Consider the following 15,178-nt stretch of genomic DNA (forward strand, 5'->3'; position numbering starts at 1 on the left):
GCAGGCTCTCAAAGGGCGCGCCCGTCGGCGTGTCGACGACCGGGATTGCCTGTCTCGCCGTGCATGGCAGCCGGCCGGATCGACAGCCAAGCATCTAGTGCGCCGAATGGCCCGAATTAGGGTTTTTGGACGACCTTACGAAGATTTAATTCAGAGAGCGCTCACGAACCGCTCTCGGCGGCGCAGGTAGGAAGACGCGATTTCGCACATCCTCGCGCGGCCGAAACTCGGGCCATGGCCGCCATGGCCGATGCGTATCGGCAGGTTAAGCAGGCGCTGCATGGTGCGGCAATAGGCAGCACGGTCCGAATCCGGCAGGTCGTCGATCAGCATGCCGTCATAGATGGCGTCGCCGGCGAAGAACAGGCCGTCGGCCTCGTCGAAAAGCGCGATCGAATCCGGCGAATGTCCGGGCAGATGCAGCACGCGGAATTTCCGGTCGCCGAGATCGACGACATCGCCTTCGTCGAGCATTCGCGTCAGCGGCGCCGACGGGATCCGATAGTCGGCCGCGTTCCAGCCGGGCGCCGGCAGCTTTGATACCGCGCCGTCGAGATTGTGGAACATGTAGGCGTAGGTGACGGCATCATCCATGCCGTCGAACTGCGCCGCACTGACCTTCGGCCCCATCCTGAGCGGAAATTCATGCAGCGAGCCGACATGATCGAGATGGATATGGGTGGCGACGACGATGAGCGGCTTGCCGGCCGGCGTGTCGATCTCGGGCGCCAGCGGGCAGATGCCCATGCCGGTGTCGACCAGCAGGTCGGCGTCGCGGCCCTTCAGATGCCAGATGTTGGCGCGCACGAAATCATGCACGAACGGTTCGGTCAGCATCGTCGTCCTGGCATCGACGACAGCCTTGCCGAACCAGTCGCCCACCACGAGGTCACCCATCAGACGAAGGGCTTCCCGACCTTGTATTTTTCCGGCACCAGGCGCTTCAGATAGGCCATGCCGGCCTCGGAGAGCTGATTGACATCCGGCTTCATGAAATCGTCCGGCATGTGGCGTGTCTTGCCTGCCACAGCCTTCAGCGGCACCTTCTTCAGCACGGTCCTTGCGCCGTCATATTGCAGCGCCACCGAGCCGCCGCCCTCCTCGGCGACGGCAACCGCGAAGGCGCCGGCATCGAAGGCCTCCTTGGCGTCGACAGCGCTGATCGCGCCGACATAGCCGCGCGGCATGTAGCCCAGCGCGTCGACGCGCGCGCGCTTGCCCGGCAGGCCCTCGGCCAGCGCGCGTTCGAGCGCGGCCGGCAGGTCGCTGCCCGACAATTTGACATTGCCGTGCTGGTCGCGCTCGAGCTTTTCCGGCGGCACCAGGCTTTCGACCAGCGCCTTGCCGTCGGCGGTGCTGACGCCTTCCGAGACGGCGACGATGCAGCGCTTGTGGCGGTCGAGCGTCTTGCGGACATCGTCGATGAAACGTTCGGCGGAGAAGGCGCGCTCCGGCACATAGATGAGATGCGGACCGCTGTCCGCATCGAGCTGCCAGGCGGCCGCGGCGGCGGTCAGGAAGCCGGCATGCCGGCCCATGACGATGCCGACATAGATGCCGGGCAGCGCGCGGAAATCGAGATCGACGGAGAGGAAGGCGCCGGCGACGAATTCGGCCGCCGAGATGAAGCCCGGCGTGTGGTCATTCTCCTCGAGGTCGTTGTCGATGGTCTTCGGCGCGTGCACGAAGGCCATCGTGCCGGCGGCGGCGTCGGTCAGGATCTGCTGGGTGCCCGAGGTGTCATTGCCGCCGATATAGATGAAGGCGTCGGCGCCGGCCTTCTTCAGGCCATTGAGGATGACCTCGCAATAGGCCGCGTCAGGCTTGTCGCGGGTCGAGCCAAGGGCGGCGCTCGGCGTGCCGGCGATCAGCCGCAGCCGGTCTTCCGGGATGGCGGAGAGGTCGACATAATTGCCGTCGCGGATGCCGCGCACGCCATGGATCGAGCCCAGCACCTTAGCGCCGGGATGGCGTTTGCGGATCTCCAGCGTGGCGCCGACGACCGTCTGGTTGATGACGGCGGTCGGGCCGCCGCCCTGCGCGATGACGAAAGTTCCGGCCATGCTCTTCTTCTCCCAAGGCGAAGGTTTTCAGGGCACCTTCGCCTGTCTTGCGGCATCGCGCAACGGAAGAAACGGGAGCATGATCCCGAAAAAGTGGCGGCCGCATAGGCCGCCCGAAAAGATCAGACGACGACAACCGGGTTCTTCTTCGACACGCGGTTGTAGAGGTCGATGATGTCCTGGTTGATCAGGCGCACGCAGCCCGACGACATCGCCTGGCCGATGCTCCACCATTCCGGCGAGCCGTGGATGCGGTAACCGGTGTCCTTGCCGTTCTGGTAGATGTAGAGCGCCCGCGCTCCCAGCGGATTGGTGAGGCCGCCGGGCTGGCCACCCTGCCATTTCACCAGCTCCGGCTTGCGCTGGACCATTTCCGGCGGCGGCGTCCAGACCGGCCATTCGCGGCCATACTGGATGTTGGCGCGGCCCGACCAGCGGAAGCCGTCCTTGCCTATGCCGACGCCGTAGCGGATGGCGTCGCCGCCCGGCTGGACCAGATAGAGCATGCGCTCCTGCAGATGGACGACGATGGTGCCAGGCGCCTCGCCGGTCTTGTCGACGACGATCTGGCGGCGGAATTCCGGCTTGACCTTCTGCCAGGGCACGGCAGGCACCTGGAAGCCACCATCGGCCAGCGAAGCATACATCACGTCCGGGCCGGTGATGTTCTTATCAACGCTAATCGCCGGGCGGATCGGGTGCACCGAGCCGGTCGTGGTATCGTCGAGCTGCAATTGCGGCAGATCGAGCGTCTCGGTGGTGCTGCAGCCGGCCATGCCGAGCAGCGCCATGGCGCCCATGCCGGAAAGCACGGCGCGGCGCGAGAGTGGAATTTCGGTTTCGACGGTTTCGCCGTTCGAAGGCGGCGTCAGACTTTGCGGCAACTCGCGCATACACCAAACCCTACGCTGTCGGCGGGAAGCACGGTCCGGCCGAATGGCAGGCATTTTCGCCATTCATGGTTGAAAAAGCGTGAAAGACCCCAAACCGAGCTTAACCCTAACAGGCCGTTACTTCGCCGGAGGAGCCTGGCCAGTCGGCGCTGAGGATTTTCTCCATGACCTCTTTACAATCGCGACGGCCCCGGGATTTATCCTGTTCTTTGCGCTCAAGGAGTAAGGAAATGTCCTTCGAAAACTGGGCTGCCTTTGCCGCCGCCTCCACCATCCTTCTCGTCATTCCAGGCCCGACGATCCTCTTGGTCGTCTCCTATGCGCTGGGCCAGGGCTGGCGCACGGCGCTGCCGATGGCGGTCGGCGTCGCGCTCGGCGACTTCACCGCCATGACGCTGTCGATGCTCGGCATCGGCGCGCTGCTCGCGGCTTCGGCCACGGTGTTCACGGTGCTCAAGGTGATCGGCGCCGGCTATCTGATCTATCTCGGCATCAAACTGTTCCGCGCCGGCGGCGCGCTGAAGGCCGAGCCGCGCACCGACGCGGTGTCGGCGGCAAGAATGATGGCGCATGCCTGGCTGGTCACCGCGCTCAACCCGAAGAGCATCACCTTCTTCGTCGCCTTCCTTCCGCAGTTCCTCGACCGGCACGCCGATTTCTGGACGCAGATGCTGATCTTTGAAGCGACCTTCCTGGCGCTCGCCTTCAGCAACGCCTTCGGCTATGCGCTGATCGCGTCCAGGGCACGCGCCATCGTGCGCAACCCGAAGGCGATCCGCATCTTCAACCGCACCGGCGGGACATTGCTGGTCGGCGCCGGCATCGCCACGGTGGCGATGCGCTCGGGGAATTGAGGCGGTGCGCATAGCGCGGTAGGCAAGAAGGCCTGTCGCTACGGTTGGCGGGTTGGTTGGCGATGATCTAGGATTGGGCTCCGAACAGCAAATTCGCGACCCATCGAAGGACCCTCAATGGCGCTGAAGGACGCATTCGGCCTGACTTACTCGGGCGCGACCGAAGCCGGGTTTTCGTCCTACGCCAGAGCCGTCCGTGAGCTGCAGTGCTTCATCGGCGACCCGGTCGCTGCAATCGACCGCGCCATCGCCGACGATCCCGGCTTCGTGATGGCGCATGTGTTCAAGGGCTATCTGTTCGGCCTGGCCACCGAGCGGGAGGCCATGGCTGTCGCGCAATCATGCCATGCGGCGGCGCTGCCGCTTGCCGGCACCACGCGCGAACGGGCGCATGTCGCGACGCTTGGCCATCTCGCCAATGGGCGCTGGCATGAGGCCGCCCGCATCCTCGAGGATATCGCGATCGACGACCCGCTCGACGCGCTGGCGCTGCAGGTAGGACACCAGATCGACTTCTTCACCGGCAATGCCCGCATGCTGCGCGACCGCATCGGCCGGGCACTGCCGGCCTGGCAAAAGGATATGCCTGGCTATCACGCCGTTCTCGGCATGCAGGCCTTCGGACTGGAAGAGATGGGCGACTATGCGCGCGCCGAAAGCTTCGGCCGGCGAGCGATCGCGATCGAGCCGCGCGACGGCTGGGCGCAGCACGCGGTCGCGCATGTCATGGAGATGCAGAGCCGGCAAAGAGACGGCATCGCCTGGATGCGCGCCAACCCGGAGGCATGGACCAGGGACAGCTTCCTCAAGATCCACAATTGGTGGCATCTGGCGCTGTTCCACTACGACCTCGGCGAAACGGACGAGGTGCTGGCGCTCTATGACGGGCCGATCTACGGCGACCGCTCGACGCTGGCGCTCAACATGGTCGATGCCTCGGCGATCCTGTGGCGTCTCCATCTCGGCGGCATCGATGTCGGCGACCGCTGGCAGGCGCTGGCCGCGAACTGGATGCCGAAGGCCGCCGCCGGCAATTATGCCTTCAACGACGCGCATGCGATGATGGCCTTTGTCGGCGCCGGGCTGGAAGGGCCGGCGCAGACCTTGATCGAAGCGCAGCGCGAAGCGATGCATGGCGACGACGACAACGCCGCCTTCACGCGTGACGTCGGCCATCCCTTGACCCTGGCCGTCAAGGCATTCGGCGAGGGCAACTACACCGAAACCGTGCGCCTGATCAGGCCGATCCGCTCGATCGCGCACCGCTTCGGCGGCAGCCACGCGCAGCGCGACGTGATCGACCTGACGCTGATCGAGGCTGCACTGCGCGCCGGTGATGGCGCGCTGGCGCGGGCGTTGACCGCCGAGCGCCGGCTGGCGCGGCCGGAGGGCCCGCTGTCGGCGCTGCTCTCGCGACGCGCGGCCGATTTGTCGGAGAATTGACCCGAGGCGGATCTTGGCATAAGAACTGGCCAAGCCAGATTTTTTCGAGATCCGAAAAAATTAATGGCAGTGGGAGGAAATCATGTATCTCGGCCTCGACCTGGGCACATCAGGCGTCAAGGCGCTGCTGATCGATGATCGCCAGAACGTCGTCGGCTCCGGCCATGGCTCACTCGATGTGTCGCGGCCGCATCCCGGCTGGTCCGAGCAGGATCCCGCGCATTGGATCGAAGCCTGCGAGGCAGCGATCGCCGACCTCAGGGCTTCCCATCCGAAGGAACTCGCGGCCGTCAAAGGCATCGGCCTTTCCGGCCAGATGCATGGCGCGACCCTGCTCGACGCTTCCGACAAGGTGCTGCGCCCGTGCATCCTGTGGAACGACACGCGCAGCCATGTCGAGGCGGCCGCGCTCGACGCCGACCCGCGCTTCCGCAAGTTCACCGGCAACATCGTCTTCCCCGGTTTCACGGCGCCGAAGCTTGCGTGGGTGAAGAACAACGAGCCGGCAATCTTCGCCAAGGTCGCCAAGGTGCTTCTGCCCAAGGACTATCTGCGGCTTTGGCTGACCGGCGAGCATATTTCCGAAATGTCGGACTCCGCCGGCACCTCCTGGCTCGATGTCGGGAAGCGGCGCTGGGCGCCCGAATTGCTGGCGGCGACATCGCTCGATGAGAAGCACATGCCCTCGCTCGTCGAAGGCACGGCGAAGGCCGGCGCCCTGCGCGGCGAGCTCGCCTCGAAATGGGGAATTGGGGCCGGCATTCCGGTTGCCGGCGGCGCCGGCGACAATGCGGCCTCGGCCTGCGGCATGGGCACGGTCGGCGCCGGCAACGCTTTCGTGTCGCTCGGCACGTCGGGCGTGCTCTTCGCGGCTAACGCGTCCTATCTGCCCAATCCGGAAAGCGCGGTGCATACGTTCTGCCACGCGCTGCCCAACACCTGGCACCAGATGGGCGTCATCCTGTCGGCCACCGATTCGCTCAACTGGCTGTCGGAGATCACCGGCAAAGGCGCCGGCGAGCTGACCGGCGAGCTCGGTGAGACACTCAAGGCGCCGACAGGCGTCACCTTCCTGCCTTATCTGTCCGGCGAGCGCACGCCGCACAATGATTCCGCCATTCGTGGCTCCTTCACCGGCCTCGCGCATGAGTCGAGCCGGGCCGTATTGACCCAGGCCGTGCTCGAAGGCGTCGCCTTCGCCTTCCGCGACAGCCTCGAAGCGCTGAAGAAGGCCGGCACGACGCTGACCCGAGTGACCGCAATCGGCGGCGGCTCGCGCTCGCGCTACTGGCTGAAGGCGATCGCCACCGCATTGCAGGTGCCGGTCGACATTCCGGCCGACGGCGATTTCGGCGCCGCTTTCGGCGCCGCGCGACTCGGCCTGATCGCCGCGTTGGGCGCCGATCCGCACGCCGTCTGCACCGCGCCGGCGACCGATGCGACGATCGAGCCGGATGCCGGGCTCGGCGGTGCCTTCGCCGATGCCTATCAGCGCTACCGCGCGCTCTATCCGGCGATCAGGGGCGTAACCGCGTGAGGCAAGGATTAACCCATCACCCTTTTCCGGGCGTTGGCGCTGCCCCTCACCTGCCTGCCGGCATCCTCTCCCCGTATAGGAACGGGGAGAGGGGCGCGGTCATCGCCGATTTCGCCAATCGCCAGCGTTGCAGGAAGGGCGCCGAGGCTGCGGCCAACTCCCTTCTCCCCGTCACTATAGGGGGAGAGGATGCCGGCAGGCGGATGAGGGGCGGCGCCGACCTTAGCAATTGGCGTTCTCCACCGCACTTTGACGAAGCTATCTCACTGCGCCGGCACCTTGTCGAGGAAGCCGGTGACGCTCTTCAGGCGGCCGTTCTCGATGACGCCGATATCGGTGCCCTCGATGAGGGATTCTGCGCCTTCGGGCCCCAGATTCCACGAGAAGCGGATGCGGTCGGCGAAACCGTCCGGCTCACCCTTCAGCGAGAAACGGAAGCCGGCGAAACGCTGCTGGACGCTATCGATCAGCGCAGCGACGCCTTCGTGGCCATCGCCCTGCATGACCGGATCGCGATAGCTGACGTCGCTGGTGAAAGCAGCCACGAGCAAGGCCTTGCGGCGCACCGCATCGCTCTCGTTCCAGGCGGTGATGTAGTTCCGGGCGATCGTGTTGAGGTCGGTCATTGTCTTCATCCTTGGTTGGATCGTTTCGACATGACCCTTTTCGCCCCACAGACGAGCGAAACCAATTACGCCTGAGGTAATCGGGCGGAAGCATTCGGAGAGAAAGGAAGCCATGAGCAGCGGATTTTTCGGCGACATCAAGAAGATCAAATATGAGGGGCCGGATTCGACCAATCCGCTGGCTTACCGTTACTACAATCCGGACGAGATCGTCGGCGGCAAGCGGCTGGAAGACCATCTGCGCTTCGCCGTCGCCTATTGGCATTCCTTCGCCTGGCAAGGCGGCGATCCGTTCGGCGGCCAGACCTTCGACCGCCCCTGGTTCGCCAAGCCCGGCGGTGTCGACTCGATGGAGCTGGCCAAGCTCAAGGCCGACGTCGCCTTCGAGATGTTTTCGCTGCTCGGCGTCCCCTATTTCTGCTTCCATGACGCCGACGTGCGCCCGGAAGGCAAGGACTTTTCCGAGAGTGCCGCGCGCATCGACGAGATCGCCGATTATTTTTCGGCCAAGATGAAACAGACCGGGGTCAAGCTGCTCTGGGGCACGGCGAACATGTTCTCGCACCGCCGGTTCATGGCGGGCGCGGCCACCAATCCCGATCCGGACGTGTTCGCCTATGCGGCGGCTACGGTGAAGAGCTGCATCGACGTCACCAAGCGGCTGAAGGGCGAGAACTACGTGCTGTGGGGCGGGCGCGAAGGTTATGAGACGTTGCTCAACACCGACCTTGCGCGCGAGCAGGAGCAGGCCGGCCGCTTCCTCAACCTCGTCGTCGATTACAAGCACAAAATAGGCTTCAAGGGCACGATCCTGATCGAGCCGAAGCCGCAGGAGCCGACCAAGCACCAGTACGACTACGATGTCGCCACCGTTTACGGCTTCCTCAAGCGCTTCGGGCTGGAGAAGGAGGTCAAGCTCAACATCGAGCAGGGTCACGCTATCCTTGCCGGCCATTCCTTCGAGCACGAGCTGGCTTTGGCCAATGCGCTCGGCATCTTCGGCTCGATCGACATGAACCGCAACGACTACCAGTCCGGCTGGGACACCGACCAGTTCCCCAACAACGTGCCGGAAATGGCCTTGGCCTACTACCAGATCCTGCTGGGCGGCGGCTTCAAGACCGGCGGCACCAATTTCGACGCCAAGCTCAGGCGCCAGTCGCTCGACCCGGAGGATCTCTTGATCGGCCATATCGGCGGCATGGATGCCTGCGCGCGCGGCCTCAAGGCGGCGGCGAAGATGATCGAGGACAAGGCGCTGTCGGCTCCGCTCGCCGAGCGCTATGCCGGCTGGAACACGGCCGAAGGCAAGGCGATGCTTTCCGGCAAGCGCACGCTGGAAGAGATCGCCGAGCGCGTGGTGAAGAAGAAGATCGAACCACAGCCGCGTTCCGGCCGCCAGGAATTGCTGGAAAACATCGTCAACCGTTATGTGTGATACCGGCGGGGGTGCTTTCGCATCGGCTGAAAGCTCAGGGTAGGGACTTAAGCGCGGCGGCGATTGTGGCCAGATTGCCGTCGGTCTCGGTTGTGTCGGCCCCGGCGCCTTTCCTTGCGTTGACTGAGTCCTCACAAAGTTGTCTGGCCTCCAGCAGGATGGAGCGGTCCTTGCTCCGATCACCTATGTCCAGCAACGCACGGCACAGGCTGTCAGACGTGGCCGCGACACTCACGGTTACGTGCTGCTTCTGTTGCACTGCGAGTGCCTGACGCAGGATCGGGACCGCTTCCGCAAATCGGGAAACATCGTTTTCCCATTCGCCGGTTATGACCAGCCCGTACCCGATCGAATTTTGGATATTCGCCCATCGCTCCGGTTGTTGCTCGCGCGTGAACACCAGTTGACTATACCGCCAAGCGGCGAGCGCTGCTTTTCCGCGCTCGAGGCTTTTCGGTCCCTTCGTCCGCTTTGCATACATCCACAGTGCTTCGCCAAGAGCCGCCTGTGTCGTCGCCCAAACGAATGGCGCCCGTTCGCGAGTCGCTTCCTCTAACGCCGAGCGGTAGGCTGCGACCGCCTCCTGCAGCAAGGCTGTGTCATTTCCGTGCGCATCGAGGATGGCGAGCGCTCCACCGAGACCAGTTTGGGCCTGAGCCCAGTCGAGCGGCACGCGTTCTCGCGTCCACTCCTCCAGAACCTCACGGTATATCGGGATGGCGTTCTCAACTTGCGCCATGTCTTGTTGGCGCCGGCCCAGAGCCACCAGCGCGTTTGCGGTATTGAACCGAGCCATTGCCCATCGCAGGGGTTCTCGCTCCCGGGTCCATTCTTGTAGCGATGCGTTAAAGGCGGTGATCGCCTCGTCGAGCCGAGATGTGCCGGCTTCGTGATTGCTGAGGGACACAAGCGCGCTGCCAAGGTTGTTCTGTGTAGTCGCCCAGTCGAACGGCGCCCGTTCGCGAGTCAACTCCTGCAGCGCCGCGCGGTAGGCAGTGACCGCTGCCTCGAGGCTTGCTGCGTTATCGCCGTGCTCGCCAAGTGCCCGAAGCGCATTGCCGAGACTGCTCTGCGCCGCGCCCCAGCGCATGGGTACGCGTTCACGTGTCCATTCCCCTAACACTTGAGTGAAGGCCGCGACCGCTTCTTTCAGACGAACCGCGTCGTTCTCGCGTTCGCCGAGCACCCAGTACGTCAGCCCGAGATTGTCCTCGGCCCTCGCCCAATCTAGAGGCGTCCGCTCACGAGTCCATTCCTGGAGCGCCGCGCGGGAAGCAGCAACTGCCTGTTCCAAGTTCGCCGTCCCGCCTGCGCGCGCACCAAGGCTCCTAAGTACAACGCCGAGATTGTTCTGTGTCTGCGCCCAGGCAAATGGCGCCCGCTCCCGCGTTTCCACCTCCAGCGCCGCCCGGAATGCAACGACTGCTTCTTCCAAGCGGTCTGTCCCGCCGCTATGCTCGCCGATGGCCCAGGATGCGATGCCGAGATTGCTCTGTGTCTGCGCCCAGTCGAGCGGAACCCGTTCGCGGGTCCTTTCTTCCAGCGCCGCCCGGTAGGCAACCACGGCCTCCTCCAAATGCGCCGTGCCGCTCTCGCGCTCGCCGAGAGCGAAAAGCGACACCCCAAGATCGTTCTGCGTTGTTGCCCAGTCGAGCGGCAATTCCGACCTTGGGGTGAAATCTAGCAGACGCCGTTCTCGTGCAACCGCTGTCTCACCCGCCGAGTTGTCTCCATACTCCTCTCCTTGATGGTACCACGCCGAAGCTTCCCGCCGAAGATAATCACGACGCTGCTCTGAATAGGCTTGCCCCTCTGGAATCGCGCTCGCCGCATTCGCGAAGTGTTTCGCTGCCTCCGGATAGCGCAGGCGTCCGAGCGCCAGGTCGCCTCGGTTGGCAAGCGTGGTTGCACGGTTTGCCGCAAGCTTGTCTTGGGCCTCGGCCTGTTTGTCATCGATATCGGCAAGCAGTGCGTCTGCCTTGTCAAGTTCGCCGGCTTTGGTCGCCGCCTCGGCCTGGCGCTTAAGCGAAATCACTTCCAGCGTGTCGCCTGGCTGCGCCGCAGCTATCGACTGCAGGTCTTTGAACTTTGTCGCAATCTCGGCCAATTTTCTCGCAAGCTGCTCGGAGGGGACGTTCGTCTCCCCCAGGATTTCGAAAGCGGCCCGTATCTGGCCGTTTGTCAGATCGAGCGCTTGCCGGACATTGTCGACAGTTTGCCTGCGTTCGTCGGCCAACTCCTGAAGCGTTTTGTTCGTATCCTGATAGGCCTTCCTGGCTTCCGAGAACTCCTTGACGATCGCCGCCAAGACTTCCGGCGGGACACCGCAGACGTTGGAGATCTGGCTGGCGTTGACCGAGCCGGCAATCGCGACCGCGCAGTTCTGGGCCTCTGTGTCGCCGAGCGCCTCCGCTGGGGTAGGCGACCAACCCTCGAGGAAGAACGTCAACGCGACTGCTGTAGCGGTAATCCGCATGGCGATGCCCTACTTCGTCGTGTCACCGCCACCCTTGTTTTCGACCGTAGATCCCCCAGAAATATCGCCGCCTACGGCAATGCTGCCGTGATCAGCAGACGCAGCTTTTGCCAAACCTTGGCCGGAGTAGACCCAAGCAGCGATGCCCACAACAGCCACCGACCACACCGCGATGACAATCAGTCTCAGAAGCCTATAGGCCTCGGCCGGCGGCAGTTTGGGGAAGATTTTTTTACGGATAATCTCGCGGAAAAGGAGGAGGAATACCCCCAACGCAAGACCACCGATTCCGGCTACTTGCCCAACAGCCTTCAGCACTGCGGCATCCATAGTCCGCTCCGATGCTAACCCCAACAGCTTTCGCTACGCGAAGAATACACTGCAGTCTGTGAAGCAGACCACAAAACATCAAACAATTGTCGCAATCAAGCCAGGATGCCATGGCGCGAAGTTTCACCCACGATCTGGCCGGATATCTGCTGCTGAAAGCTGCCGCTACTCTGCCTTCCGCGGAGGGGGCAGGATCAACCCGAGACAGGCGACGCTTTCACCACCGTCCTATCAAAAGGCGACTGGAGACACCTCCAACCTTGACTGAACCGGTGCGCGAACCAGCTTTGCGCCGGAGTGACGCCGACAAGGTTCTGCCCCGCGCTGCCCCTCAATCGCCCCGCTCTTGCCTTCAAACAGCCGTCACGGACTTCCTATAGTGTGGACATGCGGCGGGAAGGAAAGAAGGAGGCGAAACGTATGCAGCACGAGCGCGAAATCGACGCCATGCTCTCTCCCAGCGAGGCTGGTTCGATCATCGATCGGCTGATGGCGCTGCCGTATTCGAAAGACGGCGCCCGCAAGACAAATGAATGGGATCGCGCGGTCGCCGCGCGGCTCGAAACGGCGCTTGTCAGGAGCATGCGCTCGCGCATCGTCGGCGAAGGCCGAGACGCAGCCTGATTCTTCCGTCACTGATTCTTCCGTGGCCTGATTCTTCCTTGGCCCGATTTTTCCTTGGTTTGACGAACGGAGACCGTTTCTCCATCCTGCATCGATGATACGCACGGTGCTGCTCGATCTTCTGGGTGTCGTCTATGATGGCGACACCCCGATAACAGGCGCGGTCGCGGCCATCGAGCGTCTGCGCGACGCAGACTTGCCGCTTCGTTTTGTCAGCAACACGACACGCGCGCCCCGCAGCGCAATCATCGCCCAGCTTGCCGGGATGGGTATCAAGGTAGAGGACGAGGAATTGCTGACGCCGGCGCGTGCCGCGGTCGAATGGCTGCGCAAGCATGGCCGCCGGCCGCATCTGCTCGTCCATCCCGACCTCGAGGTCGAGTTCTCCGGGCTGCAAGGTGGAAGCGGACGCGCCGTCGTCGTCGGCGATGCCGGCGAGGCCTTCGACCACGCCAGTCTCAACCGCGCTTTCCGCGAACTCGTCGTCGGCGCCGATTTCGTGGCGCTCGCCATCAACCGCACCTTCAAAGATGCCGACGGCTTGCTCAGCCTCGACACCGGCGCCTTCGTCGCGGCGCTGGAATTCGCCAGTGGCCGAAGCCCTGTCGTGCTCGGCAAGCCATCGCCGGATTTCTTCCTTTCGGCGCTTTCCGGTTTGAACTGCCCGGCGGCGGATGCGGTCATGGTCGGCGACGATGCGGAGAGCGATATTGCCGGCGCGCTCAGCGCCGGGCTCGGCGCGGCGCTGCTCGTGCGGACGGGCAAGTACCGCGCGGGCGATGAAACACGCTTCGAGCCGCCTCCGACTGCGATCGTCGACGATCTCGCGGCGGCGACCGACTGGATAGTCAGCCGCGCCTCAGCCTGACCGGCGCTTCGCCGAAAGCCCGGGAAAAAGCTCTGGAGAATGCCGGGGCGGAGGAAAAGCCGGTTCGCCCCGCAATGTCGGCCATGGCAATACGCGTGTCGACCACCAGCCGGCGGGCGGCGCTGAGCCGCAGCCTCAGATAGTAAGCGCCAGGCGTCTCGCCGATCGACTTGCGAAAAATGCTTTCCAGTGTCCGCGCCGTCACGCCGGCGCGCTTGGCCACCGCGTCGATGGTCAGCGGCTGGTCGACATGCGCTTCCATCAGCCGGATCGCCTGCGCCAACCTTGGATCATAGCCGTCGAGCCTGCCGAGCGAGACCAGCGGCTGCGCGTCGGTCGCGGCGCGCGCCTGGTCGTAGATGAAGACGCTCGCCACGTCGAGCGCTGTGGCCATGCCGAGCCGGGTGCGGACCAGATGCAGCATCAGGTCGAAGGTCGGCGAAGCGCCGCCGGAGGTGAAGACCGGCCCGTCGATGACATAGCGGTCCGGCCGCACGTCGACGCCGGGAAAAGCAGCGGAGAAATCCTCCATATCTTCCCAATGGGTTGTGGCGCTGCGGCCTTCGAGCAGGCCGGCGCGGGCCACCAGCCAGGTGCCGGCCTCGACGCCGCCGCACGCGCGGGCCGCACGCGCCGCCCTCCGCAAACCCGCAAGCAATGCCGAAGTGGCATAGTTCTGCGTGCCGAAGCCGGCGACGACGACCAACATGTCGGTGGGCTCGGCCGCGTCGAAGCGGCCGCTGACCGCGACCGGCAGGCCGCAAGTCGTCACCGGCGCCTCTCCGGTGACCGAGACCAGCTTGAAGTCGAACAATGTCTCGCCGGAGATGCGGTTGGCGGCGCGCAGCGGGTCGACCGCCGAGGCCACGCACATGATCGACGAGCCCGAGAACACCAGGAACGTCACCTTGAGCGTTTCGCGTTCGGCGCGAAAGATCGTCGGCTTTTCGCTTTTAGTCATGAGGCCTTCGTAAAACGCAAAACAGTTTCCGGCAAGTCGGGCATTGTTGGTCAGCTTCGGCGCATGTCGTCATACCAAAGCCGGTTTCCGACTTTTTGGTCGACATGGATGGCTGATTTAATTTGGGAGGAAAGACGATGCCGCTCGCGATGAACCGTGAGGTCTTCATTACCTGTGCCGTGACCGGATCCGGCGGCACGCAGGACCGCAGCCCGAATGTGCCGCGCTCCCCCAAGCAGATCGCCGATTCGGCGATCGAGGCCGCCAAGGCGGGTGCCGCAATCGTCCATTGCCATGTGCGCGACCCCGAGACCGGCAAGCCCAGGCGCGACGTGCATCTCTACCGCGAAGTGACCGAGCGCATCCGCGAGGCAAATGTCGACGTGGTGCTCAACCTCACCGCCGGCATGGGCGGCGACATGGTGTTCGGCTCGCCCGAGGCGCCGCTGCCGTTGAATGAAAAAGGCACCGACATGGGCGGCGCCACCAACCGCATGGAGCATGTGCGCCAGTGCCTGCCGGAGATCTGCACGCTGGATTGCGGCACGATGAATTTTGCCGAGGCCGACTATGTGATGACCAACACGCCCGGCATGCTGCGCGCCATGGGCGGCATGATGACGGCGTTGGGCGTAAAGCCCGAGATCGAGGCCTTCGATACGGGACATCTGTGGTTCGCCAAGCAGCTGGTCGAGGAGAAGGTGCTGAACCCCGATGCGCTGGTGCAGCTCTGCATGGGCGTGCCGTGGGGCGCGCCGGACGACCTCAACACCTTCATGGCAATGGTCAACAACGTGCCGTCAACCTGGAACTGGTCGGCCTTCTCGATCGGCCGCAACCAGATGGCCTATGTCGCGGCCGCAGTGCTCGCCGGCGGCAATGTCCGCGTCGGCCTGGAGGACAATCTCTGGCTGGACAAAGGCGTTTTGGCCACCAATGCGCAGCTCGTCGAGCGCGCCGCCAGCATCGTGACCAATCTCGGCGCGCGCGTGCTTGGGCCCGAGGAAGTGCGTAAGAAGCTCAACCTTACCAAGCGGGCGCCGATCGCCGCGTGATTCGGGGGGT

General features: G+C 64.2%; 14 protein-coding genes. 7 read left to right on the plus strand and 7 right to left on the minus strand.

All coding sequences use genetic code 11. From position 1 onward, the window contains the following. Nucleotides 1-150: 150 nt before the first annotated feature. From AU465_RS23180 to AU465_RS23190, 3 genes are all read right to left on the minus strand, one after another. The gene (locus tag AU465_RS23180) at nucleotides 151-897 is read right to left on the minus strand and encodes an MBL fold metallo-hydrolase (RefSeq protein WP_192253554.1); all 747 of its coding nucleotides are present in this window, start codon (nucleotides 895-897) and stop codon (nucleotides 151-153) included. Next, nucleotides 897-2,063, minus strand: a complete 1,167-nt coding sequence (locus AU465_RS23185) for a diphosphate--fructose-6-phosphate 1-phosphotransferase (protein WP_192253556.1) — start codon at nucleotides 2,061-2,063, stop codon at nucleotides 897-899. The genes AU465_RS23180 and AU465_RS23185 overlap by 1 nt, the downstream gene beginning before the upstream one ends. Nucleotides 2,064-2,185: 122 nt before the next feature. After that, a complete protein-coding gene (locus AU465_RS23190; protein ID WP_246506336.1) occupies nucleotides 2,186-2,863 on the minus strand; it encodes a L,D-transpeptidase in 678 nt (225 codons plus the stop codon). A 323-nt stretch (nucleotides 2,864-3,186) separates the two neighbouring features. Between AU465_RS23190 and AU465_RS23195 the strand changes: the two genes are divergently transcribed. The 3 genes from AU465_RS23195 (at nucleotide 3,187) to xylB (ending at nucleotide 6,790) form a co-directional block, all read left to right on the plus strand. After that, complete coding sequence (locus AU465_RS23195) at nucleotides 3,187-3,810, plus strand: LysE family translocator (RefSeq protein WP_192253560.1); 624 nt, start codon at nucleotides 3,187-3,189, stop codon at nucleotides 3,808-3,810. A gap of 117 nt (nucleotides 3,811-3,927) precedes the next feature. After that, nucleotides 3,928-5,253, plus strand: coding sequence for a tetratricopeptide repeat protein (locus AU465_RS23200; protein ID WP_192253562.1), 1,326 nt, complete (start codon nucleotides 3,928-3,930; stop codon nucleotides 5,251-5,253). An 82-nt stretch (nucleotides 5,254-5,335) separates the two neighbouring features. Next, entirely contained in the window at nucleotides 5,336-6,790 is a 1,455-nt protein-coding gene (xylB, locus tag AU465_RS23205) for a xylulokinase (protein WP_192253564.1), read from the plus strand. A 263-nt stretch (nucleotides 6,791-7,053) separates the two neighbouring features. Here the strand turns inward: xylB and AU465_RS23210 are convergent, their stop codons facing one another. Further along, nucleotides 7,054-7,416, minus strand: coding sequence for a nuclear transport factor 2 family protein (locus AU465_RS23210; RefSeq protein WP_192253566.1), 363 nt, complete (start codon nucleotides 7,414-7,416; stop codon nucleotides 7,054-7,056). A 112-nt stretch (nucleotides 7,417-7,528) separates the two neighbouring features. Between AU465_RS23210 and xylA the strand changes: the two genes are divergently transcribed. Then, the gene (xylA, locus tag AU465_RS23215; protein WP_192253568.1) at nucleotides 7,529-8,854 is read left to right on the plus strand and encodes a xylose isomerase; all 1,326 of its coding nucleotides are present in this window, start codon (nucleotides 7,529-7,531) and stop codon (nucleotides 8,852-8,854) included. 34 nt (nucleotides 8,855-8,888) lie between these two features. On the opposite strand, the gene AU465_RS23220 is transcribed toward xylA, so the two are convergent. Both AU465_RS23220 and AU465_RS23225 read right to left on the minus strand, forming a co-directional pair. After that, entirely contained in the window at nucleotides 8,889-11,330 is a 2,442-nt protein-coding gene (locus AU465_RS23220) for a tetratricopeptide repeat protein (protein ID WP_192253570.1), read from the minus strand. A 9-nt stretch (nucleotides 11,331-11,339) separates the two neighbouring features. Further along, nucleotides 11,340-11,660, minus strand: a complete 321-nt coding sequence (locus tag AU465_RS23225) for a hypothetical protein (protein ID WP_192253571.1) — start codon at nucleotides 11,658-11,660, stop codon at nucleotides 11,340-11,342. Between the two features lie 420 nt (nucleotides 11,661-12,080). Between AU465_RS23225 and AU465_RS23230 the strand changes: the two genes are divergently transcribed. Both AU465_RS23230 and AU465_RS23235 read left to right on the plus strand, forming a co-directional pair. Next, entirely contained in the window at nucleotides 12,081-12,284 is a 204-nt protein-coding gene (locus AU465_RS23230) for a hypothetical protein (RefSeq protein ID WP_192253573.1), read from the plus strand. A 106-nt stretch (nucleotides 12,285-12,390) separates the two neighbouring features. Next, entirely contained in the window at nucleotides 12,391-13,152 is a 762-nt protein-coding gene (locus tag AU465_RS23235; protein ID WP_312891304.1) for a TIGR01458 family HAD-type hydrolase, read from the plus strand. Here AU465_RS23235 and AU465_RS23240 read toward each other — a convergent pair. Then, nucleotides 13,133-14,113, minus strand: a complete 981-nt coding sequence (locus AU465_RS23240) for a GlxA family transcriptional regulator (RefSeq protein ID WP_192253577.1) — start codon at nucleotides 14,111-14,113, stop codon at nucleotides 13,133-13,135. The genes AU465_RS23235 and AU465_RS23240 overlap by 20 nt on opposite strands. Before the next feature lie 137 nt (nucleotides 14,114-14,250). Between AU465_RS23240 and bcoG the strand changes: the two genes are divergently transcribed. Beyond that, entirely contained in the window at nucleotides 14,251-15,168 is a 918-nt protein-coding gene (gene bcoG, locus AU465_RS23245) for a 3-dehydrocarnitine:acetyl-CoA trimethylamine transferase BcoG (RefSeq protein ID WP_192253579.1), read from the plus strand. Nucleotides 15,169-15,178: the final 10 nt, after the last annotated feature.

It is taken from the genome of Mesorhizobium silamurunense, assembly GCF_014843905.1.
GTDB lineage: Bacteria > Pseudomonadota > Alphaproteobacteria > Rhizobiales > Rhizobiaceae > Mesorhizobium > Mesorhizobium silamurunense.

Excerpts from the sequence above, each read along its gene's own strand:
- AU465_RS23180 (WP_192253554.1), bottom strand. The coding sequence starts at position 897 with ATGGGTGACCTCGTGGTGGGCGACTGGTTCGGCAAGGCTGTCGTCGAT.
- xylB (WP_192253564.1), top strand. The coding sequence starts at position 5,336 with ATGTATCTCGGCCTCGACCTGGGCACATCAGGCGTCAAGGCGCTGCTG.
- AU465_RS23210 (WP_192253566.1), bottom strand. The coding sequence starts at position 7,416 with ATGACCGACCTCAACACGATCGCCCGGAACTACATCACCGCCTGGAAC.
- AU465_RS23240 (WP_192253577.1), bottom strand. The coding sequence starts at position 14,113 with ATGACTAAAAGCGAAAAGCCGACGATCTTTCGCGCCGAACGCGAAACG.
- AU465_RS23225 (WP_192253571.1), bottom strand. The coding sequence starts at position 11,660 with ATGGATGCCGCAGTGCTGAAGGCTGTTGGGCAAGTAGCCGGAATCGGT.
- AU465_RS23220 (WP_192253570.1), bottom strand. The coding sequence starts at position 11,330 with ATGCGGATTACCGCTACAGCAGTCGCGTTGACGTTCTTCCTCGAGGGT.
- AU465_RS23195 (WP_192253560.1), top strand. The coding sequence starts at position 3,187 with ATGTCCTTCGAAAACTGGGCTGCCTTTGCCGCCGCCTCCACCATCCTT.
- xylA (WP_192253568.1), top strand. The coding sequence starts at position 7,529 with ATGAGCAGCGGATTTTTCGGCGACATCAAGAAGATCAAATATGAGGGG.
- bcoG (WP_192253579.1), top strand. The coding sequence starts at position 14,251 with ATGCCGCTCGCGATGAACCGTGAGGTCTTCATTACCTGTGCCGTGACC.
- AU465_RS23200 (WP_192253562.1), top strand. The coding sequence starts at position 3,928 with ATGGCGCTGAAGGACGCATTCGGCCTGACTTACTCGGGCGCGACCGAA.
- AU465_RS23190 (WP_246506336.1), bottom strand. The coding sequence starts at position 2,863 with ATGGGCGCCATGGCGCTGCTCGGCATGGCCGGCTGCAGCACCACCGAG.
- AU465_RS23185 (WP_192253556.1), bottom strand. The coding sequence starts at position 2,063 with ATGGCCGGAACTTTCGTCATCGCGCAGGGCGGCGGCCCGACCGCCGTC.
- AU465_RS23230 (WP_192253573.1), top strand. The coding sequence starts at position 12,081 with ATGCAGCACGAGCGCGAAATCGACGCCATGCTCTCTCCCAGCGAGGCT.